We start from the raw sequence: 25109 nt of genomic DNA on the forward strand, positions 1-25109 counted from the left end.
AATTGTTATCAATCATTGTTATTTCGTCAGATTAAGGTGAGGTAAATGAATCAGGTATATAATTTCAGTTCGGGTCCCGCTATGTTGCCGGTTGAAGTGTTGCGCAGAGCAGAACAGGAACTGTGCAACTGGCAGGGCATTGGGACTTCGATTATGGAGATTAGTCACCGTGGGAAGGAGTTTATCGCGGTGGCAAAAGAAGCAGAAAATGATCTGCGAGATTTATTGTCAGTGCCTGAAAACTATAAAGTACTGTTTTGCCATGGTGGCGCTCGCGGGCAATTCGCCGCTATCCCAATGAATTTGTTGGGGGGTAATGTTAGAGCTGATTATATTGATGGTGGTTATTGGGCTGCATGTGCCATTAAAGAAGCAAAAAAATACTGCACGCCAAATGTGATTAATATTAAAACTGAAATTAATGGCTTGAAAAGCATTAAGCCAATGAGCGAATGGGTATTGAATAATGATGCAGCATATGTTCATTATTGCCCAAATGAGACCATTGATGGGATCGAAATTCATCAAGAACCAGATTTTGATGATAACAAAGTTGTTATTGCTGATTACTCTTCCTCAATACTTTCCAAACCACTGGATGTCAGCCGTTACGGTATGATTTATGCGGGAGCGCAGAAAAATATTGGTCCTGCGGGTCTTACGCTGGTTATTGTTCGTGAAGATTTATTAGGTAAAGCCCGTCAAGAAACCCCGTCTATTCTTGATTATGCTGTTCTGGCAGAGAATGATTCCATGTTCAACACGCCGCCAACTTTTGCCTGGTATCTCTCTGGTCTGGTCTTTAAGTGGCTGAAAGAGCAGGGTGGATTACAAGAGATGGCAAAACGTAATCAGGCTAAAGCTGAACTGCTTTATAGTGCCATTGATAACAGTGATTTCTATCGTAACCAGATTGCCCCTGAAAATCGTTCTCTGATGAATGTACCGTTCCAAATGGCAGATGCTTCATTAGATAGCAAGTTCCTGGCAGAAGCGGAAGCACAAGGATTGCAGGCACTGAAAGGGCACCGTATTTCCGGCGGTATGCGTGCTTCTATTTATAATGCTATGCCGATAGAAGGTGTTCGGGCTTTGGTCGATTTTATGGCTGATTTTGAGCGCCGTAACGGTTGATTTGTCAACTTTAACCGGGAACATGTGTTCCCGGAATATTCAGTACTAGCAAATATTTCCTTAAACATATAACTGATTCACTTAATAATTAGAACAATTTAATCAATAACCGGAGATCTTGTTGTTTATGCAATCCCTGACGCTACAACCTATTTCCTCCATTAATGGAACCGTTAACCTGCCAGGGTCAAAAAGTGTTTCCAACCGCGCATTATTACTGGCGGCTTTTGCCGAAGGCACAACTTGTCTGACTAATTTGCTGGATAGTGATGATATCCGCCATATGCTCAATGCATTGACTGAGCTAGGTATTAGTTATCGTTTGTCTGATGATCGTACCCGTTGTGAAGTTGACGGTATGGGTGGATTGATTACAGGTAAAGGGCCGGTAGAGCTGTTTCTTGGTAATGCTGGGACGGCAATGCGTCCACTGGCTGCCGCATTATGCCTTGGCAAGAATAACATCATTCTTACCGGTGAACCTCGGATGAAAGAGCGCCCAATTGGTCATCTTGTGGATGCTTTGCGTCAAGGTGGAGCAGAAATTGATTATCTGGAACAAGAAAATTATCCCCCGTTACACCTTAAAGGCGGTTTTATCGGCGGTAAAGTCACCGTAGATGGTGGTGTTTCCAGCCAGTTTCTCACTGCATTACTGATGACCGCGCCATTGGCAGAAAATGATTGTGAAATTCATATTCAGGGTGAATTGGTTTCTAAGCCTTATATTGATATCACCCTGGCATTAATGAAAAGCTTTGGTATTACCGTCGGGCACGATCAATATCAGGTTTTTCATATTAAAGGTCAGCAAAAATACCGCTCTCCGGGTCATTATTTGGTTGAAGGTGATGCCTCTTCTGCATCCTATTTTCTGGCGGCAGCAGCAATTAAAGGCGGTATTGTGCGCGTGACCGGGATTGGTAAAAACAGCCTTCAGGGAGATACCAAATTTGCCAATGTATTGGAAAAAATGGGCGCGAAAATTCGCTGGGGTGATGACTTTATTGAATGTGAACGGGGCACATTGACTGGCATTGATATGGATATGAATGAAATCCCCGATGCGGCGATGACAATCGCAACGACCGCATTGTTTGCGGACGGGGAAACAGTGATTCGCAATATATACAACTGGCGGGTAAAAGAGACTGACCGGCTTCATGCAATGGCAACTGAATTACGTAAAGTTGGTGCTGAGGTAGAAGAGGGGCGAGATTACATCCGAATCACACCACCACAAAGAATATTACTGGCTGAAATTGGCACCTATAACGATCACCGGATGGCGATGTGCTTCTCATTGGTGGCTCTGTCTGATACACCGGTTACTATTCTCGATCCAGGTTGTACAGCAAAAACTTTCCCTGATTATTTCAATCAATTGGAGAGATTGAGTCAGCATAAGTCATAATCATCGATGATTATGGCCCAATAAAGCACAATTCTTTGATCGAAACTAAGAATGTGCTTATTCCGATCACCCTCTGAGTGCGTATAATAAGCTACAGATATTGATTGTTTTATTGAGTAAGATTCAGCATTCGGCGAAGAGTGAATTTGCCATGCTAAAGGAGAACAATAATGGTGGCGATAGCCCCAGTGATAACTGTTGATGGGCCAAGTGGTGCCGGTAAAGGAACTTTATGTCAGGCATTGGCAGAAGCTTTAGGCTGGCAATTGCTTGATTCCGGTGCTATTTATCGGGTACTGGCGCTGGCAGCAATTCATCATCAGGTGGATATTCGGTCCGAAGATGCATTAGTTCCTCTGGCTGCTAATCTTGATGTACGCTTTGTCCCGGAAAAAGGGAAGCTCAGTGTGATACTCGAAGGCGAAGATGTCAGTAATGAAATCCGTACTGAAACGGTCGGAAATACTGCTTCGCAGGCAGCCGCTTTCCCACGGGTTCGTGAAGCGTTATTACGGCGTCAGCGTGCTTTTCGGGGTGCGCCGGGTTTGATTGCTGATGGTCGTGATATGGGAACCGTTGTATTTTCTGATGCGCCAGTGAAAATATTTCTTGATGCAAGTGCAGAAGAACGTGCGCGCAGACGTATGCTACAGTTGCAGGAAAAGGGCTTTAGTGTTAACTTTGAATGTCTTTTGTCCGAGATACAGGAGCGTGATTATCGTGACCGCAATCGGGCAGTTGCACCATTAGCGCCCGCAGAAGACGCATTAATACTGGATTCAACCAGTATGTCTATCGAAGAAGTTATCGATAAAGCGCTAAATTATGCGAAAAAAATTCTTTTATTACCTGAGCGATTTTAAGTTTTTAGCTTATAATTGATGGTGATGTACTAAAAATTAGGTATGTGGGTTAATAAAATTTTTCTACATACCGGGCAACCTTGTAACAGGGAATTGTGGCAAGGCATGTAAAACAACCCCATTCGGCTGGAGGCTAAGTGGACGTTAAATTAAAACTCTTGAAGACCATTAACATGACAGAATCTTTTGCTCAACTCTTTGAAGAATCCCTGCAATCTATCGAAACTCGTCCGGGCGCTATTGTTCGCGGCGTAGTTGTTGCTATCGATAAAGACGTTGTACTGGTTGACGCAGGTCTGAAATCAGAATCTGCTATTCCTGTAGAACAGTTTAAAAATGCTCAGGGTGAGCTGGAAATCCAGGTTGGTGATGAAATTGATGTTGCACTGGATGCTGTAGAAGATGGTTTCGGTGAAACTGTACTGTCCCGTGAGAAAGCAAAACGCCATGAAGCATGGTTGATGCTGGAAAGAGCTTACGAAGACGCAGAAACAGTTACCGGTATTATCAACGGCAAAGTGAAGGGCGGCTTTACAGTCGAACTGAACGGTATCCGTGCATTCCTGCCTGGTTCTCTGGTTGATGTTCGTCCAGTTCGTGATACTACTCACCTGGAAGGTAAAGAGCTTGAGTTTAAAGTCATCAAGCTGGATCAGAAACGCAACAACGTAGTTGTTTCCCGTCGTGCTGTTATCGAATCTGAAAACAGTGCAGAACGTGATCAACTGCTGGAAAACCTGCAAGAAGGTATGGAAGTTAAAGGTATCGTTAAGAACCTGACTGACTACGGTGCATTCGTTGATCTGGGCGGCGTTGATGGCTTGCTGCACATTACCGATATGGCTTGGAAACGTGTTAAACATCCAAGTGAAATCGTCAATGTGGGTGATGAAATCACAGTTAAAGTACTGAAATTCGACCGTGAGCGTACCCGTGTATCTCTGGGCCTGAAACAACTGGGCGAAGATCCTTGGGTAGCTATCGCTAAACGTTACCCAGAAAGTACTAAACTGACTGGCCGCGTAACTAACCTGACTGATTACGGCTGCTTTGTAGAAATCGAAGAGGGCGTTGAAGGTCTGGTGCACGTTTCAGAAATGGATTGGACCAACAAAAACATCCACCCATCCAAAGTTGTTAACGTTGGTGACGTTGTGGAAGTTATGGTTCTGGATATCGATGAAGAACGTCGTCGTATCTCCCTGGGTCTGAAACAGTGTAAAGCTAACCCATGGCAGCTGTTTGCTGAAACTCACAACAAAAATGACCGCGTTGAAGGTAAAATCAAGTCTATCACTGACTTCGGTATCTTCATTGGTCTGGATGGCGGCATCGACGGCTTGGTTCACCTGTCTGACATCTCTTGGAACGTTACCGGTGAAGAAGCAGTTCGTGAATACAAAAAAGGCGATGAAATTGCCGCTGTTGTTCTGCAAGTTGACGCAGAGCGTGAGCGTATCTCTCTGGGCATCAAACAACTGGCGGAAGATCCATTCAATAACTACCTGTCTGTAAACAAGAAAGGTGCTATTGTTACTGGTAAAGTCACCGCAGTTGATGCTAAAGGTGCTACAGTAGAACTGGCTGACGGCGTTGAAGGTTATCTGCGCGCATCAGAAGCTTCTCGTGACCGTGTTGAAGATGCAACTCTGGTTCTGAACATTGGCGATGCAGTTGAAGCTAAATATACTGGTGTTGATCGCAAAAACCGCGTAATCAACCTGTCTGTTCGCGCTAAAGACGAAGCTGACGAAAAAGACGCTATCGCTTCTGTGAACAAACAAGAAGACGCAAACTTTGCTAACAATGCAATGGCTGAAGCTTTCAAAGCAGCTAAAGGCGAATAATTTAAGTTATAACGATGGATAACACATTAGTGTGTTATCCAAACGGTAGTTTAGGGAGGTACTAATGACCAAGTCTGAATTAATTGAAAGGCTTGCTGGCCAGCAATCTCATATTTCGGCCAAGACCGTTGAAGATGCAGTGAAAGAAATGCTCGATCATATGGCTGAAACTTTGGCAGATGGTGAGCGGATAGAAGTGCGCGGATTCGGCAGTTTTTCTCTTCACTACCGTGCTCCGCGTGTAGGTCGTAACCCTAAAACGGGCGATAAAGTGGAATTGGAAGGTAAATATGTTCCTCATTTTAAACCCGGTAAAGAGTTGCGTGATCGCGTAAATATCTACGATTAAGTTTGAAGATAACAAGTTATTTCTTATTTTAATTTTAAACGGCACCTTTGGGTGCTGTTTTTATATTGAAAAACCCTACCTCAGAATCTTGTCAATTTGACATTTTTTCCCAAAAAATCATTTGATATGTAAAACCAATATCGTCATTAATTTCAAATTTATTTGTGATGTTTTCATTTGTTAAAAAACTGAATTAAAATTGTTATGAAATATGATGTATTATAAACATCAATCAACCTAATTTCTATAAATTTCGGAATATTCCTATATATTCTTAAGTTAAATTCATTGCATCATTGATCACTTATTAGTCCATAAATGATGAAAACATGATGATGATTTCAGTGAGATCCACTCGTCATGTTGTAAATCAATGGAGAAGTGAATAGATGGCAATAGGATATTATCTGCTGATTGGTGATAAAACGACCTGTGGTGGTCAGATTATCTCCGGTGATCACACCATGACGTTTGATGGGCGAGCAACTGCTCGTGAAGGGGATAAGGTTACCTGTGGTAAACATCCCGGTACTTACCTGATTGTTGGTGGTATCTCAGATATGTTTGACATGGGGCGCAAGCTGGCTGGCACACTGGATAGTGTCAGTACTTGTCCCTGTAAGGCTCGGTTTATTAACTCAATTATGGACAGCTACTAGAAACAATCTCAGCCGGTTAATCACAGCGTAACGCCAGCTAACATGGCGGCGCAGAATTTCTCGTCACCGGTGGAGAAAACGGCGGGCGTACAGTCTGCTCCGGTTCCTCCTGTGGCGAAAGCACCACCGCCGATACCGGTATTTACAAAATCCTGCTTGCGGGGTAAAGGTTGCACCGATGCTGGAACTGAGACTGAGCCGGCAAATAACTTTGGCAGGATGGCGATATATCAGGTTTCGTCATCTTCCGCTCCTGTCACGGTTCCAAAGTCTGAACAGCCGCTACAGAGTAACAAACACCCACCTAAACTGGATAAACCGCAGGACAAAAAGGTACCGTGGTATAAGCGGTGGCTTAGTAGCAGCAAAGATAAGGCGGAAGCCGCCGCTACCGCTTATGTGATGTTTAATACCCCCCGGAATCAACCGGGAGTGGTAACTGGTCGAGGGCAAAAAGTTGAAGGCAATTGGTTAAGTCTTGCAGGACAAGATATGGGTGCACCGATCCCTAGCCAGATAGCGGATAGGTTACGAGGGAGGAGATTTAATAACTTTGATGATTTCAGAAGGGCATTTTGGAAAGAGGTTGGTAATGATTCTAAGTTGTCTAAGCAATTTGACCCAAGTAATTTGTCAACAATGAAAAATGGTCGGGCACCATATGCCAGGAAGACAGAACAAGTAGGCAAACGAGTAAAAATAGAGCTTCATCACATACAGCAAATATCAAAAGAAGGTGATGTATACAATCTCGACAATATCAATGCAATAACGCCTAAGCAACATATTGAAATTCATAAAAATGGTAAATGAATATGAAAAAGATATCTGATTATACAGAAAAAGAGTTCCTTGATTTTGTTATAGGCATTTATGCCGATACATATTCTACAGAGAAAGAACATATGGCTGCTGTCATGGAGTTTGAGCGTCTATCGGAACACCCTATTGGGTCTGATCTTTTATATTACCCAGAGTATGGGAAAAGTGGTCCTAGTGCCATAGTGCATGAAATCAAAGAATGGCGAGCCAAAAACGGAAAACCGGGCTTTAAAGAATAACCAGCCTAAACTATGGTATCGATCAGGTTCTAGCAATACTGGTGTGGGAGATAAAGGCGGAGTGTCCTATGATCCTGTTTCAACTTAAAATCCGGATACCCTTTTAATTATGCCTAAGGATCTCCACGAAATTTCGTTTGATTAAAAACGTTATTCGACCCTCAGGCATAGCATTTCCTGATCTAAGAAAATCTCAGATTAAATAATGTTATTGAATATGAAAAGAAATATAGCCCAAGTATAATCAAAGTGACACCGCTGGCATAATTGATAAATTTGATAACGCGGTGACTGAGCATTTTCCTGGAGAAAAATATAATGGTATTAATGAATGCGACCCAAAAAATAACACCAATAATTGTTCCCGATGCACCGATAGCTAAACCGTATTTGTCTGATGTAATATTGTTGAGTTGTGCACTTACAGATAACCAAAAGATAATATTGTACGGATTTAATAACGTTAACAATACACCATCAAAAAACTGTCTATGATAGGGACTGGAGATGATATTGATATTTTCTTCATTTTTCCTATTTATAAAGCTGATAATACCAAACCAAATTACCATTAATGCACCTAAAAAACCAAAAATAGGCATAAAAATAGTATTGGAAAACAATTGTAATATACCAAATCCTAAAAGTAATAAATAAATTATATCAGCGAAACAAGCACCTAAACCAAAAATCACGGCGTGAAGACAACTGATATTCAAGTGCCTGCGCATAATTTCTATATTTATAGGACCAACGGGAGCCGCAGCTCCCAGACCTAAAATAAAAAATGTCCCTAATGTACTCATTACAGCGATCATATAGTTAATTCCATAACATGAGATGTTTATTTAGTGATAATCCTATAAAGCTTTGCAATGATATTCTACACCCATCAGAAAAACTGCGAATTGCATGAGGTTTCCGGGTATTTATTATTATTAAATCTCCTTGTTCTGGTTTTATGAGAATGGACGGTGGGAGAGAACCCCGCCAATTATATTCTGGATTATCTTCAATCAACTCGGTGATAGGAATAGCAGGGACATCCCACAGCTCTAACTCTCCTCCATTTGTCGGTGTTTTTATGTATATATTCACAGAGAATTGACCTAGTAAATTGACGGATTGTTGTTGAAGGCCATCAAAATGAGGTTGTTTTTCAACCATGAAAGAACGTTCGGGCCTTCTCATAACCCTGGCAATCCCAGCATGCATCTTTTTACCTTCAAAGTTTGCGATACTGGCACCCGCGGACCACACTTCATCCAACTCTAAACGGAATTTGTCGAAAGGGGCTAGCATTGGGGCACAGAAATTTCTGACGTCTCTTATTGCTGATAATGCGTTATCAAAATATTTTTTATAACTATCGCTATCTTTGGATTTGCCAAAAGTTGTGTTGTAAGAGACACCAATTCTGTCAACACCATAATCGACTAAAACAATTTCATCTCCTTTTTTCAAGTCGTGAGGGTGACATTCCAGATTTTTATGGGAGAGAAAAAAATCAGAGAGCTTGTTTGCAAGATGACTATCTACATACTGTTTTATATGAATTGCTAACACTTCATTATTAAATAACTTAGTAAGATCATGTTCTCGTAAAGAATCTGATACAATTATTTCATTGTTCATAAAAACCACCTTGTTATATTTAACATGATTTTATATGATTTTTCCACATAGAACACGCTGGAAAATATTTTTAATATTCTATCTTAAAGAATAATATTTAATCAATGTAATTTTGATTGTGAAAATTAAATGTAAGTTTTAATTGATTTTAATAACTTAATATAATGTCTGGGAATAATGATTTCAAAAAGAAATAAATTTAATATTCAATAGTGATTGTAAATAGATGATGTAATTTCTTTCGTGAATCATTTATGGCTTAGATCGTGCACTTTTATCTGTAATTAAGTTTGCGATATATTCTATTTAATACCCATGTCGAGTATCAACAAAAAATAGGGGGAATAAGCAGTAGTATTATGCCAGCGTCAGTAAAAAAACAATCATATAATTAACTTAAATTCCAGGTAAAAAAATATTTTGCGAAGCTGTTCGCATTGGTTTGTGAAATTATTCCTAGCTCAAAATTAATCTGCGAAGGTGTTTGATAATTCTTTAGGTGCTTATGGCTGCTTGGGAAGAAATAAGGAATACTCTGTTGCGAAAATAAAAGGGTAAGGATGAATAAGGATGTGGCTTTCAGTTTTGATAAACAGGATAACGATAAACTGGAAGCAACCGATTCCGGTAATCAGCGTTAATCAGGCAGCGATAGCAATTATTATCGGTATTATACCCCTGCTTTTTTTGCCTGAATTACCCCAGAAATGGCAGATTATTGCATTTTTGTTATTGGCTCTATTCTGTTTATTTTTGCCATTTTGTCTTTGCCGGATGATCTCAATTTCATTGCTGGCATTTCTGCTAGGGTGCTGGCAGGGAAATCATCTGCTTGAACAAATAATCTATCTTAGTGAGAGAGGACATATATCGCAGGCTATTATTGAAAGCTTGTCATTGGGTGATGAGGAAAAAAACAAAGTTCTTCTTCGCCTGATTAAAACAGAAGATAAAATTATTTTTCCGCCGCTGTATGTCTCTGCTTATTGGGATTTTTCCCCTGACACTTTGTGTGCTGGTCAAAAATGGCAGTTAAACATGAAATTACGACCCGTTCATAGTCAGTTAAATCAAGGTGGTTATGATAGTCAGCGTAGAGCATTAGCTATTCGTCAACCTCTGACAGGGAAAGTGCTCCATGCTGAATTAATTGATGAAAAATGTAATTTACGCCAGCGATTGGTCAGTAATATTGCGCCGACTATCCGTGAGTTGAAACATAGTGGCATTGCAATGGCATTAGCCTTTGGTGAACGTCAATGGTTGAGCAAGGAGAATAATTTATTATTACAGCAAACAGGCACGGCGCATCTTATGGCGATTTCAGGGTTACATATTACTGTTGCCAGCATGTTTGGTTGGTGGATGGCAAGATTATTGCAACTCTTTTTTCCCATCCATTGGATAGGGCACAGATTCCCACTGATCTCTGGCTGGATAGTTGCAATGATTTATGTATGGCTATCGGGTTGGGGTATTCCGGCTATTCGCGCCTTACTGGGTTTGACACTTTGGCTTTATTTACGTTATAGAAATATTCTGTGTTTCCCTTGGCAATGGGCATTGTGGACTGCTGCAATTATTCTGTTATTTGATCCTCTGACCGTGCTTTCTGACAGCTTTTGGCTCTCTTTCTTTGCCGTAATGGCGCTAATGTTCTGGTTTCGCTGGGCGCCGTTGGTTGAACCATTTCGTTATGGTTGGAAATGGTTGTGGCTGCGTGGGTTATATATGCAAATGGGCATGATGTTGATGCTTATTCCCCTCCAACTATTATTGTTTCATGGCGTTAATTTTTCCGCTCTATTTGCTAATTTCTGGGCAGTGCCAATCATCTCTTTTATTACCGTTCCGTTGATCATGCTGGCATTAATCAGCGCTTTTTGTCCTTTTATTCACGCCTTACTATGGCAATTGGTCGATTATTCTGTGACCTTTTCTTTGATCCCTTTGCCAGTTTTGCAACAGTCATGGAGTGAAACGGGCAGTTTTCCCACCTTGATCACGTTTATTGGCTGGTTTGTCGTTATTATCTGGCGATTCGCTTGGTGGCAATCATATAAATTACTGATTGGCATTTCTTTAGGTATCATGCTCTGTTATTTGAGGCGCAATGAAGAATATCTGTGGCGATTTTCTATGCTGGATGTTGGGCATGGGCTTGCTGTTATCATTGAGAAAGATGGCAAGGCGTTGATTTTTGATACCGGTAATCGCTGGGAAACGGGCAGTGCGGCTGAGAGAGTGATCATCCCTTATTTGCGCTGGCACAGATTAACACTGGAGCAAATTATTATTAGTCATAATCATCTGGACCATACAGGTGGGTTGGAATTCTTACAACGGAAATACCCTGATATTGCGGTCAGAAGTCCTTTAACTGACAATAAACACCTCCCCTGTATACGAGGTGAACAGTGGCAATGGCAAGGATTGAACTTCCGGGTATTATGGCCGCCAGAAAGGGTAGTGAATGCGGGTAATAATGAATCCTGTGTTATTCGTGTAGAAGATGGTAAACATAGCGTGTTGCTGACTGGGGATCTGGAAAAACAGGGGGAATATAAGCTACTGGGAATAGAAAAAGATAATTTAAGATCGACAATATTGCAGATTCCACATCATGGTAGTAATACCTCATCTACCGCCGCCTTTATTCACACGGTTGCTCCACAATATGCATTTGCCTCTGTCGCACGTTATAGCCCATGGCGGCTCCCGTCGATTAAGGTACAGCGATGTTATCGCAAAGCCGGGGTGGAATGGCATAGTACCGCAGTATCCGGGCAGATAACCGGTTGTTTTTATAGCGATCACGTTGAGGTTATCGGATACAGGCAACAAATTATGTCACGCTGGTATCATCAGTGGTTTGGTATTCGAGGCGATCATGAGTAGAATAACCCGCTATTTCTTTTGGTGTTGGTAACTCAATAATGAATGATAAAGACCTTTCTACCTGGCAGACGTTTCGCCGACTATGGCCAATCATTTCTCCGTTTAGGATTGGGCTGATAGTTGCTGCGGTTGCACTAATTATTAATGCTGCTGGTGATACATTAATGCTTTCATTGCTTAAGCCTTTACTTGATGAAGGTTTCGGCAAAGCAAGCAGTGATGTACTGAAATGGATGCCGCTGATCGTGATTGCTTTGATGGTTATGCGTGGGCTATCCGGGTTTGTATCAAGTTATTGTATCTCTTGGGTCTCCGGTAAAGTGGTGATGCAGATGCGCCGTCGTCTGTTTGGTCATATGATGGGGATGCCGGTATCATTTTTTGATCAGCAATCCACCGGCACTCTGCTTTCCCGTATTACTTACGATTCTGAGCAGGTTGCTTCTTCCTCTTCTAGTGCATTAATTACCGTAGTCAGGGAAGGGGCATCAATTATCGGCCTGTTTATTTTGATGTTCTACTATAGCTGGCAGTTATCTCTGATCCTGATTGTGATTGCGCCGGTAGTATCATGGGTTATTCGCTCGGTATCAAAGCGGTTTCGCAATATCAGTAAAAATATGCAGAACAGCATGGGCCAAGTGACTGCCAGTGCTGAACAGATGCTGAAAGGGCACAAAGAAGTGTTGATTTTCGGCGGGCAAAAAGTAGAAACGGAACGCTTTAATAAAGTCAGCAACAATATGCGTCAGCAAGGCATGAAGATGGTTTCTGCTTCATCGATTTCTGATCCCATTATTCAGCTTATTGCTTCATTTGCTTTGGCTTTCGTCCTGTATGCAGCAAGTTTCCCGGAGATTATGGATACACTGACCGCGGGTAAAATTACCGTGGTATTCTCATCAATGATTGCGTTGATGCGTCCGTTAAAATCTTTGACTAATGTTAACGCGCAATTCCAGCGTGGCATGGCGGCCTGTCAGACTCTGTTTGCTATTCTGGATATGGAACAGGAAAAAGATGAAGGCAAATTGGAGCTTAAAAAAGCGGACGGTAATATTGAATTCCGTAATGTAACTTTTTGCTACCCGACTAAGGAACAACCAGCATTACAAAACATTTCTATGCATATTCCGGCTGGAAAAATTGTCGCTTTAGTTGGGCGTTCAGGCTCGGGTAAATCCACAATAGCGAATTTGCTGACCCGTTTTTATGATGTCAATGAAGGCAGTATTCTGCTTGATGACCATGATTTACGGGAATATACGCTTTCTTCTTTGCGCGGACAGGTTGCTCTGGTATCGCAGAATGTGCATTTGTTTAATGACACGGTAGCGAACAATATTGCTTATGCCAGTGAAAACCAATATAGCCGTGAAGAGATTGAGAGGGCGGCTGAGATGGCTTATGCAATGGATTTTATCAGGAAGCTGGATAACGGCTTGGATACCATGATCGGTGAAAATGGTGTATTGCTTTCTGGTGGTCAGCGTCAACGTATTGCTATCGCACGTGCCTTATTGCGTGATTCTCCGGTTCTTATTCTTGATGAGGCAACTTCGGCACTGGATACTGAATCCGAGCGGGCAATTCAGGCGGCACTGGATGAATTGCAGAAGAATAGAACTTCATTGGTGATTGCACATCGTCTGTCAACCATTGAGAAAGCCGATGAAATTCTGGTTATTGAAGATGGGCATATTGTTGAACGAGGTAATCATCTCTCTCTGCTGGAGAAAAATGGCGTTTACTCACAATTACATCGGATGCAATTTGGGCAATGATTGAACGCATATGGTCAGGCCGCTCATGGCTTTATTTGCTGTTGTTACCTTTTTCAGCCCTTTATGGGCTGATAAGTGGATTACGGCGGTTGAGTTATAAAATTGGACTGAGTAAGTCTTGGAAAGCGCCTGTACCTGTTGTGGTCGTGGGTAATTTGACTGCCGGAGGTAATGGTAAAACTCCGGTAGTTATCTGGCTGGTGGAACAGCTACAGAAAAAAGGCCATCGGGTTGGTGTTGTTTCTCGCGGTTATGGTGGTAAAGCAGAAAATTACCCTTTGCTGGTGACTGAAAATATCACAACGATTCAAGCAGGTGATGAACCCGTACTGATTCATCGTCGTACCGGTTCACCTGTGGCGGTTGCTCCAAGGCGGGTTGAAGCAGTAAAAGCATTATTGGCAAGTACACCATTGGATATCATCGTTACTGACGATGGTTTACAGCACTATGCTTTGCAACGGGATTTTGAAATTGTTGTTATCGATGGTGTACGCCGTTTTGGTAATGGTTGGTGGCTGCCGGCGGGTCCGATGCGTGAATTATCCGGGCGATTGAATACGGTTAATGCCATTATTATAAATGGTGGTACGCCTCAGTCAGGCGAATTATCCATGACATTAGCTGGTGGGTTGGCGGTGAATATGGTTAGTGGTGAAAAGCGAATGGTGGACCTTATACCTGACGTTGTCGCTATGGCCGGAATTGGGCATCCACCACGGTTTTTTGCTACTCTGCAACAGTTAGGTGCTGACTTACAAAAAGAGTGTGCGTTTGCCGATCATCAAATGTACACCAAAGATCAATTGAACCATCTGGCTGATGCAAACCAGAATTTACTAATGACGGAAAAAGATGCAGTTAAGTGTTTTAATTTTGCTCAGTCCAATTGGTGGTATTTACCGGTAGATGCTCAATTACCGCAGGAAAAGGGGCAAGTGATGTTGGATAGCATCTGTTCACTATTGCCCGTGAGTAAATTGTTCGTCAGTAAAAAAACTGAGTAAATTTCAAAAATATGCAGTGACTGCTCTGCTGGCTGGGCTTTTTACGACAACCTCATTCTGATAAGAATTTCTAATGTTTTTTCTGGGTTATTCTTTGTCAATATATACAATTTTAATAGTTGTTCCCAGATTTATTTGATTTTTTGCTATTGTTGAATGATATTAAAATTATCCATTGTGGCGGAGTGGCTGAACAACCGTTTTGTGTAGTTGACTCAGATTGTATGGTTGATTCAGGCAGCTGCAATGTTGGCGGGATACTTGTTTGTATCCAATTACTCAAGCAAATGCACTACTCAAGTTAAGGGTATTTTAAGTATTGAAGTGGAGATGGAGCTTTATTCGAAAACTTAATAAAGGGTAGTAAACATCAAAAACAATAGATTGAATTATTGTGAGATGAACAGAAGGGAAAGTTATCATGACATTACAATTACAAATGGGCAGAGTGAAATGGTTTGATGAGAATAAAGGATATGGTGTTATTTCTCCACAGGATGGTGGGCAAGACATATTTGTCAGTAGAAAAGCGATTGCCAATACAAAAAATAAATCACTTACAGAAGGGCAGAATGTAGAGTTTTCAATTATTCGCAATGGTTATAGTTTAACCGCAGCAGATGTGATTGCATTCTAGTTCTCTATCCTATGGCGTTATTTTATTGTTATTCTTTAATAAAGAAGGAGCTTGAGCCATGTTTCGGATAAAGGCAATAGCTCTTTTTGAAGGTACTTTCGGTGAGTCCGGAGAGAGAACGAAGTGTGTCATTATTCACATATCACGTTTGCGCTCCGGTTTCTCGCTGCATGTGGTTTGTGTTCACGATTTGTTAACTAGCGGTTTGCACCCAATGCCTCTCCTGAGATAGTTCTAAATCTTCAACAACTTACCCTATTTGAATTCTTGTGGATAATATTGGGAAAAGGATCGAAAGATCAAATAACAAGAGTTAACGATGATACCGGGCTTATGTTATTCTGAGCCGTATTGAATCAAGGCTCCATAATTGGAGGATGTATGGATCACCGTTTACTCGAAATTATTGCCTGCCCTGTATGTAACGGAAAACTCAGCTACGATAAAGAGAATTTCGAACTTATCTGTAAGTTAGATCGACTTGCGTTTCCTGTGCGAGATGGCATTCCTGTCCTGTTAGATCACGAAGCTCGTGAATTACCTCTGGATGAGGAAAGATAAAGTATGTTCACAGTTATTATTCCTGCCCGCTTTGCTTCGACCCGCTTACCTGGAAAGCCATTAGCCGATATTCACGGCAAGCCAATGATTGTTCGTGTTATGGAGCGGGCTATACGCTCCGGTGCTAAACGCGTTATTGTGGCAACGGATAACCACGACGTTGTTTCAGCGGTTGTTGCAGCGGGGGGAGAGGCTTGCCTGACCAGCGCGAATCATCATTCTGGTACTGAACGGTTAGCGGAGGTTATCGACAAATATCAGTTCGCAGATGATGAAATTATCGTTAACGTTCAGGGTGACGAGCCGTTAATTCCTGAAGAGATTATTAAGCAGGTCGCAGAGAATTTGGCAGGTTGCAAAGCGGGAATGGCAACTCTGGCCGTCCAGATTGATAATGCAGAAGAAGCTTTTAACCCTAATGCCGTGAAAGTGGTGATGGATAAACAGGGTTATGCACTCTATTTCTCCAGGGCGACGATCCCGTGGGAGCGTGATCGTTTTATTCAATCGCGAGAAACGATTGGCGAGAATTTCCTGCGTCATATAGGTATTTATGCCTATCGTGCGGGTTTTATCCGTCATTATGTACAATGGGAGCCAAGTCCGTTAGAACAGATTGAAATGCTGGAACAACTGCGGGTACTTTGGTACGGCGAAAAAATTCATGTGGGAACAGCACTGAAAGCACCGGGAGCGGGGGTTGATACTCCAGAAGATTTAGCCGCAGTCAGAAAGGCATTGACTGAAATCTGATTACTGGTTTGAACCTATCCCAATAGATTTCAATTTGCAGTGCGGCGGCAAGTGAATGCAGTCAACAAAGAGGCAATTTGAAAGATAACGGGTATATTCTTTGATTAACGAAAGCGCGGCATTAATTAATTGCGCTTTCGTTTCTCCCCGTTTTTCAGGAAATGGTTTACGGATCAGGTGGTGAATTTACCGACTGAGAATTATCTGATTTTTTGGGAGGCTCTGAATCTCTCGATGGTTTAATACGTTGCCAGATAGTGCCTAACGTTTCATACCATGCCCGTTCTGAATGAGACAGATAATAAGCAGATGGTAGGTATTTTTCCCAGGGATGTAACGGTGAAGTGATCGCTAACTGATTTGCTGGGCCGGGAATGGGATTTAGCCCTTGTTGTTGAAAGAAAGTGATTGCCCGCTGCATATGATTGGCGGAGGTAACTAGAATAAAAGAGTGCTGACCAATTAATTTTTCAACTTCATTGGCTTCCTGTTCAGTATCCATGGGTTCTGTTAGTGCAATCGTATCCTCGGCGGGTACGCCGAGTGATTGTGCTACCATAGCGGCGACTTCCGCGCTGCTTTTAGAATTCGTTCCTTTACCTCCGGTAAAAACCATTTTAGAACCGGGATTGAGGTGATATAAACGGATACCTTCTGTTACCCGTGGCAAACTGTTGCTGAGTAAGTTTGAACTGGGTGCCCAATTTGGGTTATAAGTGAAGCCACCACCAAGAACCACGATATAATCAACCGGTGGATTGATGTCACTGGGTTCAGATTGATAACCTTTTGCATAAATTGATTCTAGTGGTAACAGCAGCTTATCGGCAATGGGTTGCAGGCTTAGCAGAAGCAGCGCGAGCCAACTAAATGTGAGAACGGTTTTTCCTGTTTTTTGCCAACGGGTAAACCACAACAGTAATAAGGCAACAAGTGAAATCAGTAATATTAACGGCAGAGGCATTAACATTGCCCCCAAGTACTTTTTGAATAAAAATAGCATTTATTTGCCTTAATTTGGTTGAATTGTAACCATATGGCCCACGGTTTGTAGTCAAAAGTGGTTATGTCAATGAATGCTGTGCCAAAATAGCAGCTAGCATAATGAAATCTCAACAGATAAATCAGATTTATTCCATTAGTGAGGCAGTTTTTCATGCGGGATCGCAATTTCGATGATATTGCAGACAAATTCTCTCGTAATATTTACGGCACAACCAAAGGTAAAATCAGGCAAGCCGTTGTCTGGCAGGATATCAGCGAATTACTGGCTCAATTACCTCAACGTCCATTGCGTATTTTAGATGCAGGTGGCGGTGAGGGTAATATGGCATGCCAATTAGCTGAATTAGGTCATCAAGTGATACTTTGTGATTTATCAGAAGAGATGATCCAACGAGCAAGGTTGGCCGCAGAAGAAAAAGGGGTCAGCCAAAATATGCGATTTATACAAAGCCCGGTACAGGAAATTAGCCAATATATAGCGCAGCCGGTAGATTTGATATTATTCCATGCGGTATTGGAATGGATTACCGAACAGAAATATGTAATAGAAGTGTTAACGAATATCATTAATCCTGGCGGTGCTTTGTCTTTAATGTTTTACAATGCTAATGGCTTGGTAATGCGTAATGCTATTTTAGGTAATTTTCATTTAGCGACGCCCAATATGCAACGTCGCAGAAAACGTTCATTGTCTCCGCAAAACCCATTGGCACCTGAGCAGGTATATCAATGGCTTGTTGAATTAAATTTGGCGATTATCGGTAAAACGGGTGTACGGGTTTTTCACGATTATTTACAGAGTCGTCAATTACAGAATGAGAACTTTCCGGCATTGTTGGAATTAGAACAGCGTTATTGCCGACAGGAACCTTATATCAGTCTGGGGCGCTACATTCATGTCATGGCCCGCAAGCCAGCTTTAAAGGAAGAATTATGAGTGAATATTCCCAGACTGTCCCGGAGTTGGTGTCCTGGGCCAGGAAAAATGATTTTTCCATTTCATTGCCGGCGGAAAGATTAGCTTTTCTGATGGCAATTTCGGTGCTGAATAGCGAACGCCTTGACGGAGAGATGAGCGAAGGGGAACTGGTTGATGCCTTTCGTGAAGTTTGCAAAGGATTTGAACAGACCACAGAATCGGTCGCGGTGCGGGCTAACAATGCTATCAATGATATGGTGCGGCAGAAACTTCTCAACCGTTTTACCAGTGAATTGGCCGATGGTAATGCAATCTATCGCTTAACACCGCTTGGTATCGGTATCAGTGATTACTACATCCGTCAGCGGGAATTTTCTACCTTACGTCTTTCGATGCAACTTTCGATTGTAGCAAGTGAGTTGCATCGGGCGGCAGAGGCGGCAGAAGAAGGGGGAGATGAATTCCACTGGCACCGAAATGTTTTTGCGCCGTTGAAATATTCGGTTGCAGAAATCTTCGATAGTATTGACATGTCTCAGCGTGTGATGGATGAGCAACAAAACTCGGTTAAAGAAGATATTGCGGCGTTATTGAACCAAGATTGGCAGGCGGCGATTGCCAATTGTGAACAACTATTATCGGAAACATCAGGTACGTTGCGGGAGCTTCAGGACACACTGGAAGCAGCTGGAGATAAACTTCAGGCCAATTTACTGCGTATTCAGGATGCGAATATGGGCAGTGGTGGATCAGAACTGGTTGATAAACTGGTATTTGATCTGCAAAGCAAACTGGATCGTATTATCAATTGGGGTCAGCAGGCGATCGATTTATGGATCGGTTATGATCGCCACGTTCATAAATTTATCCGTACTGCGATTGATATGGATAAAAACCGTATTTTCTCTCAGCGCTTACGTCAATCAGTTCAACACTATTTTGATAACCCGTGGACCCTCACTGTGGCTAACGCGGAGCGTTTGCTGGATATGCGGGATGAAGAATTAACGTTATCTAATGAAGAAGTTACCGGTGAACTGCCGTTAGAACTGGAATATGAAGAATTCAGTGAAATAAACGAACAACTGGCAGAAATGATTGAAAAAGCCCTGTTGATATATCAGCAGGAGCAACGCCCACTGGATTTAGGCGCGGTATTAAGGGATTACCTTGCTCAGCATCCGCTTCCTCGTCACTTTGATGTGGCGCGTATTTTGGTGGATCAAGCTGTACGGTTAGGTGTGGCAGAAGCGGATTTCTCTGGGTTGCCAGCGGAATGGTTAGCGATTAATGATTACGGAGCCAAGGTGCAGGCACATGTCATCGACACATATTGAACAATTTATGCCGGTTAAACTGGCACAGGCGTTAGCCAATTCACTTTTCCCGGAACTGGACAGCCAGCTTCGCGCGGGTCGTCATATTGGGATGGATGATCTTGATAATCACGCTTTTCTGATGGATTTTCAGGAGCAATTGGAAGAGTTTTACGCCCGCTATAATGTGGAGTTGATCCGTGCACCAGAAGGTTTCTTCTATCTGCGGCCCCGTTCAACGACACTGATCCCCCGCTCGGTATTATCAGAGCTGGATATGATGGTGGGAAAAATCCTCTGTTATCTCTATCTCAGCCCGGAACGTCTGGCTAATCAGGGGATTTTTACTTCTCAGGAGCTGTATGAAGAGCTGATCTCGCTGGCGGATGAGGGCAAACTGATGAAGTTTGTCAACCAGCGATCCTCCGGTTCCGACTTGGATAAACAGAAATTGCAGGAAAAAGTGCGTACTGCGCTTAATCGCCTGCGTCGTTTGGGAATGGTCTATTTCCTGCCAAATGACAATAGCAAATTTACCATCACTGAGGCGGTATTCCGTTTCGGTGCTGATGTACGCAGTGGCGACGATCCTCGTGAAGTACAGCTGAGGATGATCCGTGATGGTGAAGCAATGCCGGTTGAAGGCGGCTTGTCGCTTGATGACAGTGAAAATGATGAAACACCGAATAGCTCAGCAGAGGGTGCGGGAGATGAACAACCATGATTGAACGCGGTAAATTTCGTTCACTGACGCTGGTTAACTGGAATGGTTTTTTTGCCAGAACTTTTGATCTTGATGAATTAGTGACAACCTTATCAGGCGGTAATGGTGCGGGTAAATCCACCACGATGGCGGCTTTTGTCACTGCTCTGATCCCTGATTTAACCTTGTTGCATTTCCGTAACACCACCGAAGCCGGTGCCACTTCCGGTTCCCGCGATAAGGGATTACATGGCAAGTTGCGTGCCGGGGTCTGTTATTCAACGCTGGATGTGATTAATTCCCGTCATCAGAGGGTGGTGGTTGGCGTGAGGCTGCAACAGGTGGCGGGTCGTGATCGCAAAGTTGATATCAAACCGTTTATGATCCAGGGGTTGCCAACCGCTATCCAGCCTACGCAGTTGCTGACAGAAAATGTGGGTGAAAGACAGGCGCGTGTATTGCCGCTTAATGAACTAAAAGATCGCCTTGATGAGATGGAAGGCGTGCAGTTCAAGCAATTTAACTCCATCACTGATTATCATGCGCTGATGTTTGATTTGGGCGTGATTCCCAAACGCCTGCGTTCAGCGGGTGATCGCAGTAAATTCTATCGCCTGATCGAAGCTTCTCTGTACGGGGGGATTTCCAGTGCCATTACCCGTTCCCTGCGTGATTACCTGTTGCCGGAAAACAGCGGTGTTCGGAAGGCATTTCAGGATATGGAAGCGGCATTACGTGAAAATCGTATAACGCTGGAAGCTATCCGGGTTACGCAATCTGATCGCGATCTGTTTAAGCACTTGATCACAGAAGCAACGGCTTACGTGTCAGCTGACTATATGCGCCATGCCAATGAGCGCCGCACCCATCTGGATCAAGCGCTGGCATTACGTGGTGAACTGTTTGGCAGCCATAGACAATTGGCAACTGAGCAATATCGCCATATCGAAATGGCACGGGAACTGGCTGAACAGAATGGTGCCTCCTCCGATTTAGAAACGGATTATCAGGCTGCCAGTGATCATCTGAATCTGGTGCAAACCGCCATGCGCCAACAGGAAAAGATTGATCGTTATCAGGTAGATCTGGAAGAACTTTCCTATCGTCTGGAAGAGCAGACAGAAGTTGTTGAAGAAGCAGGGGAGCTTCAGGCTGAATATGAAGCCAGAGCGGAAGCGGCGGAACAGGAAGTGGATGAGCTGAAAAGCCAGTTGGCGGATTATCAGCAGGCTCTGGATGTTCAACAAACCCGCGCTATTCAGTATCAACAGGCGTTACAAGCGCTGGAACGTGCTCGTGAACTTTGCCAGCTACCGGATCTTGCCGCCGATAATGCAGAAAAATGGCTGGAAACTTTTCAGGCTAAAGAGCAGCAGGCGACAGAAGCCCTGTTGGTGCTGGAACAGAAATTAAGTGTGGCAGATGCGGCTCATAACCAGTTCGAACAGGCGTATCAACTGGTTAAAAGCATGGTTGGTGAAATCGGTCGCAGTGAAGCATGGCTGAGCGCCCGGGAATTGCTGCGTGATTGGCCATCACAGCGACATCTGGCAGATCGCGTTCAGCCGTTACGCATGCAGTTGGCTGAACTGGAGCAACGCCTGAACAACCAACAAAATGCGGAACGTTTACTAAGCGAATTTTGTAAACGTCAGGGACAGCAATATCAGGCTGAAGATCTGGAAGGATTACAAAATGAACTTGAAGCCCGGCAGGAAGCGTTAAGTCTAAGCGTTAATGAAAGCGGTGAACGCCGCATGGAGATGCGACAGTCGCTTGAACAACTGAAACAGAAAATTCAGTCATTGACTGCTCGTGCCCCGGTCTGGCTGGCTGCGCAAGATACCCTGAACCAACTGTGTGAACAGAGTGGTGAAACGCTGGCGAGTAGTAATGACCTAACGGAATATATGCAGCAGTTGCTTGAACGTGAGCGTGAAGCAACGGTAGAGCGTGATGAAGTTGCTGCCCAGAAACGTGAGTTGGAAAAGCAAATCGAGCGCCTCAGTCAGCCAAGTGGTGCGGAAGACAGCCGGATGATTGCGTTGGCAGAACGTTTCGGCGGGGTTTTGCTGTCAGAAATTTATGACGATATCACCATTGATGATGCGCCGTATTTCTCAGCCCTGTATGGGCCGGCGCGCCACGGCATTGTGGTGCCCGATCTTTCTCTGGTTCGGCCACAGCTTGAAACGCTGGAAGATTGCCCGGAAGATCTCTACTTAATTGAAGGTGATCCACAATCCTTTGATGACAGCGTATTTAATGCCGAAGAGCTGACCAATGCGGTATTGGTCAAATCCTCTGATCGTCAATGGCGTTACTCTCGTCATCCTGAATTGCCATTGTTTGGCCGCGCTGCCAGAGAAAACCGTTTAGAAGCTTTGAATCTGGAGCGCGATACCTTGGCGGAGCGTTATGCCACGCTCTCGTTTGATGTACAGAAAATTCAGCGTGCTCACCAGACGTTTAGCCAGTTTGTGGGTAAACATCTGTCTGTCGCATTTGATACCGATCCGGAAGCCAAAATCCGTGAATTAAGGCAGCGCCACACAGAACTGGAACGTGAACTATCCCGGTTTGAAGAGCAGACTCAACAGCAGCGCCAGCAATATACTCAGGCTAAAGAAAGCCTGACGACATTAAATCGCCTGATCCCCCAAGTCACATTATTGTTGGATGAAACCTTGATCGATCGCGTAGAAGAAATACGCGAAGAGCTGGACGAAGCGCAGGAAGCGGCTCGTTTCCTGCAACAACATGGTTCGGCGTTAATGAAGTTGGAACCGATGGTTGCGGTTTTGCAAAGTGATCCACAGCAGCATGAGCAATTGCAACGGGACTCTGAAACCGCTAAACAGAGCCAGCATCAGGCTAAACAACAGGCATTTTTGCTGGTGGAAGTGGTGCAGCGTCGTGCGCATTTTAGCTACAGTGATTCTGCCGGTATGCTCAACGAAAATGCGGATCTGAATGACAAACTGCGTCAGCGTCTGGGACATGCAGAATCGGACCGCAGCCGCGCCCGTGAACAGCTACGTCAACAGCAAGCGCAGTATTCTCAATTTAACCAGGTGCTGGCATCCCTGAAAAGCTCTTATGAAACCAAACAGGACATGTTGAAAGAGCTGGAGCAGGAGATGAAAGATATTGGTGTTCAAGCGGATACGAATGCTGAAATGCGCGCCCGCGAGCGCCGTGATCGACTCCATGAAGCGCTCAGCACTAACCGTTCCAGAGTCAACCAGCTTGAGAAGCAGATCGCTTTTTGTGAAGCTGAGATGGAAAGCTTGCAGAAAAAACTGCGTAAACTGGAACGCGATTACCATCAAATTCGCGAGCATGTAGTTTCTGCCAAGGCGGGTTGGTGTGCGGTAATGCGCATGGTGAAAGACAATGGTGTTGAGCGTCGCCTGCATCGTCGTGAACTGGCGTATATGGAGGGTGGCGCGTTACGTTCAATGTCAGATAAGGCATTGGGTGCGTTGCGTCTGGCGGTATCCGATAACGAACATCTACGTGATGCGCTACGTTTATCAGAAGATCCCAAACGGCCTGAACGCAAGATTCAGTTTTTTATTGCGGTTTATCAACATCTGCGTGAACGTATTCGTCAGGATATTATCCGCACTGACGATCCGGTTGATGCCATTGAACAGATGGAAATCGAGCTGGCTCGTTTGACGGAAGAACTGACTGCCCGCGAGCAGAAATTAGCGATTAGCTCGAAGAGTGTGGCGAATATTATTCGCAAAACTATTCAGCGTGAGCAGAACCGAATCCGCATGCTTAACCAAGGATTACAAGCCGTCTCCTTCGGTCAGGTTCGCGGTGTGCGGTTAAATGTCAATGTGCGTGAAAGCCACGCGTTATTGCTGGATGTGCTTTCTGAACAGCAGGAGCAACATCAGGATCTATTTAACAGCCAGCGATTAACCTTCTCGGAAGCAATGGCAAAACTTTATCAGCGCCTGAATCCACAAGTGGATATCGGTCAACGTTTGCCGCAAACCGTGGGTGAAGAACTACTGGATTATCGCAACTATCTGGAACTGGACGTTGAAGTTAACCGTGGATCTGACGGTTGGCTGAAAGCGGAGAGTGGGGCGCTGTCTACTGGTGAAGCGATTGGTACCGGCATGTCGATTTTGGTGATGGTAGTACAGAGTTGGGAAGAAGAATCCCGCCGTTTGCGTGGTAAAGATATTTCCCCTTGCCGATTGCTATTCCTTGATGAAGCGGCGCGTTTGGATGCTAAATCTATCGCTACTTTGTTTGAATTATGTGAACGCCTGCAAATGCAGTTGATTATTGCCGCCCCGGAAAATATCAGCCCTGAAAAAGGGACCACTTATAAACTGGTTCGTAAAGTATTTAAAAACCACGAACATGTGCATGTGGTAGGACTGCGAGGATTTGGTCAGGATACTCCGGCGACTCAATTGATTTCAGATGCTACTGCTTAATCAGACAGATGGTTTACGGTAATTGTAAGTAGGGAAAATAAAGAGATTGCGCCACGGATGGCGCAACAGATTATTGATTTTCATCCAGCACCCTGTTT

The 25109-nt window shown here is 43.6% G+C and carries 19 protein-coding genes and 1 pseudogene; 17 read left to right on the top strand and 3 right to left on the bottom strand.

Translation table 11 applies throughout. The features are described from left to right. Positions 1 to 45 precede the first annotated feature (45 nt). From serC to C5469_RS05245, 7 genes and pseudogenes are all read left to right on the top strand, one after another. Positions 46 to 1134, top strand: a complete 1089-nt coding sequence (gene serC, locus C5469_RS05215; protein WP_166303296.1) for a 3-phosphoserine/phosphohydroxythreonine transaminase — start codon at positions 46 to 48, stop codon at positions 1132 to 1134. Between the two features lie 127 nt (positions 1135 to 1261). Next, the gene (gene aroA, locus C5469_RS05220) at positions 1262 to 2548 is read left to right on the top strand and encodes a 3-phosphoshikimate 1-carboxyvinyltransferase (RefSeq protein WP_166303580.1); all 1287 of its coding nucleotides are present in this window, start codon (positions 1262 to 1264) and stop codon (positions 2546 to 2548) included. Between the two features lie 170 nt (positions 2549 to 2718). Continuing rightward, positions 2719 to 3411, top strand: a complete 693-nt coding sequence (gene cmk, locus C5469_RS05225) for a (d)CMP kinase (RefSeq protein WP_166303299.1) — start codon at positions 2719 to 2721, stop codon at positions 3409 to 3411. Between the two features lie 173 nt (positions 3412 to 3584). After that, positions 3585 to 5258 carry a 30S ribosomal protein S1 gene (rpsA, locus tag C5469_RS05230; RefSeq protein ID WP_166303583.1) on the top strand — a complete coding sequence of 558 codons (1674 nt, stop codon included), beginning with the start codon at positions 3585 to 3587 and terminating at the stop codon, positions 5256 to 5258. Between the two features lie 64 nt (positions 5259 to 5322). Then, positions 5323 to 5607: an integration host factor subunit beta gene (ihfB, locus tag C5469_RS05235; RefSeq protein ID WP_036774195.1), complete on the top strand. Its 285-nt coding sequence runs from the start codon at positions 5323 to 5325 to the stop codon at positions 5605 to 5607. A 389-nt stretch (positions 5608 to 5996) separates the two neighbouring features. Next, positions 5997 to 7079: pseudogene (locus tag C5469_RS24410) on the top strand (PAAR domain-containing protein). After that, positions 7076 to 7327 carry a bacteriocin immunity protein gene (locus tag C5469_RS05245; RefSeq protein ID WP_065823863.1) on the top strand — a complete coding sequence of 84 codons (252 nt, stop codon included), beginning with the start codon at positions 7076 to 7078 and terminating at the stop codon, positions 7325 to 7327. Before C5469_RS24410 ends, C5469_RS05245 begins: the two are co-directional and overlap by 4 nt. A 182-nt stretch (positions 7328 to 7509) precedes the next feature. Here the strand turns inward: C5469_RS05245 and C5469_RS05250 are convergent, their stop codons facing one another. Together C5469_RS05250 and C5469_RS05255 are read right to left on the bottom strand one after the other, a co-directional pair. Then, entirely contained in the window at positions 7510 to 8145 is a 636-nt protein-coding gene (locus C5469_RS05250; protein ID WP_166303302.1) for a LysE family translocator, read from the bottom strand. 4 nt (positions 8146 to 8149) lie between these two features. Continuing rightward, on the bottom strand, positions 8150 to 8962 hold the full coding sequence (locus tag C5469_RS05255) for a 2OG-Fe(II) oxygenase (RefSeq protein ID WP_166303304.1): 813 nt from the start codon (positions 8960 to 8962) through the stop codon (positions 8150 to 8152). A gap of 570 nt (positions 8963 to 9532) precedes the next feature. Between C5469_RS05255 and C5469_RS05260 the strand changes: the two genes are divergently transcribed. From C5469_RS05260 to kdsB, 6 genes are all read left to right on the top strand, one after another. Further along, on the top strand, positions 9533 to 11860 hold the full coding sequence (locus C5469_RS05260) for a ComEC family protein (RefSeq protein ID WP_166303307.1): 2328 nt from the start codon (positions 9533 to 9535) through the stop codon (positions 11858 to 11860). Positions 11861 to 11895: 35 nt separating this feature from the next. Then, positions 11896 to 13644 (top strand): lipid A ABC transporter ATP-binding protein/permease MsbA, encoded by a 1749-nt coding sequence (msbA, locus tag C5469_RS05265; protein WP_166303586.1) that lies wholly within the window; start codon positions 11896 to 11898, stop codon positions 13642 to 13644. Next, entirely contained in the window at positions 13641 to 14651 is a 1011-nt protein-coding gene (lpxK, locus tag C5469_RS05270; protein WP_166303309.1) for a tetraacyldisaccharide 4'-kinase, read from the top strand. Before msbA ends, lpxK begins: the two co-directional genes overlap by 4 nt. A gap of 421 nt (positions 14652 to 15072) precedes the next feature. Then, positions 15073 to 15288 carry a cold-shock protein gene (locus tag C5469_RS05275; RefSeq protein ID WP_054479902.1) on the top strand — a complete coding sequence of 72 codons (216 nt, stop codon included), beginning with the start codon at positions 15073 to 15075 and terminating at the stop codon, positions 15286 to 15288. Between the two features lie 381 nt (positions 15289 to 15669). Beyond that, positions 15670 to 15849 carry a Trm112 family protein gene (locus C5469_RS05280; protein ID WP_054479903.1) on the top strand — a complete coding sequence of 60 codons (180 nt, stop codon included), beginning with the start codon at positions 15670 to 15672 and terminating at the stop codon, positions 15847 to 15849. 3 nt (positions 15850 to 15852) lie between these two features. Continuing rightward, on the top strand, positions 15853 to 16602 hold the full coding sequence (kdsB, locus tag C5469_RS05285; protein ID WP_166303312.1) for a 3-deoxy-manno-octulosonate cytidylyltransferase: 750 nt from the start codon (positions 15853 to 15855) through the stop codon (positions 16600 to 16602). A gap of 166 nt (positions 16603 to 16768) precedes the next feature. Here the strand turns inward: kdsB and elyC are convergent, their stop codons facing one another. Next, positions 16769 to 17605 carry an envelope biogenesis factor ElyC gene (gene elyC, locus C5469_RS05290; protein ID WP_166303315.1) on the bottom strand — a complete coding sequence of 279 codons (837 nt, stop codon included), beginning with the start codon at positions 17603 to 17605 and terminating at the stop codon, positions 16769 to 16771. A gap of 153 nt (positions 17606 to 17758) precedes the next feature. Here elyC and cmoM point away from each other — a divergent pair, with 153 nt between their 5' ends. From cmoM to mukB, 4 genes are read left to right on the top strand one after another with little or no spacing between them, the layout of a single operon-like run. After that, complete coding sequence (gene cmoM, locus C5469_RS05295; protein WP_166303316.1) at positions 17759 to 18544, top strand: tRNA uridine 5-oxyacetic acid(34) methyltransferase CmoM; 786 nt, start codon at positions 17759 to 17761, stop codon at positions 18542 to 18544. Beyond that, entirely contained in the window at positions 18541 to 19863 is a 1323-nt protein-coding gene (mukF, locus tag C5469_RS05300) for a chromosome partition protein MukF (protein WP_166303319.1), read from the top strand. The genes cmoM and mukF overlap by 4 nt, the downstream gene beginning before the upstream one ends. Next, positions 19844 to 20566 carry a chromosome partition protein MukE gene (mukE, locus tag C5469_RS05305; RefSeq protein WP_166303321.1) on the top strand — a complete coding sequence of 241 codons (723 nt, stop codon included), beginning with the start codon at positions 19844 to 19846 and terminating at the stop codon, positions 20564 to 20566. The genes mukF and mukE overlap by 20 nt, the downstream gene beginning before the upstream one ends. After that, positions 20563 to 25011 (top strand): chromosome partition protein MukB, encoded by a 4449-nt coding sequence (mukB, locus tag C5469_RS05310; protein WP_166303324.1) that lies wholly within the window; start codon positions 20563 to 20565, stop codon positions 25009 to 25011. The genes mukE and mukB overlap by 4 nt, the downstream gene beginning before the upstream one ends. Positions 25012 to 25109: the final 98 nt, after the last annotated feature.

The sequence above is a fragment of the Photorhabdus cinerea genome (assembly GCF_011189575.1).
Classification (GTDB): Bacteria; Pseudomonadota; Gammaproteobacteria; order Enterobacterales; family Enterobacteriaceae; genus Photorhabdus; species Photorhabdus cinerea.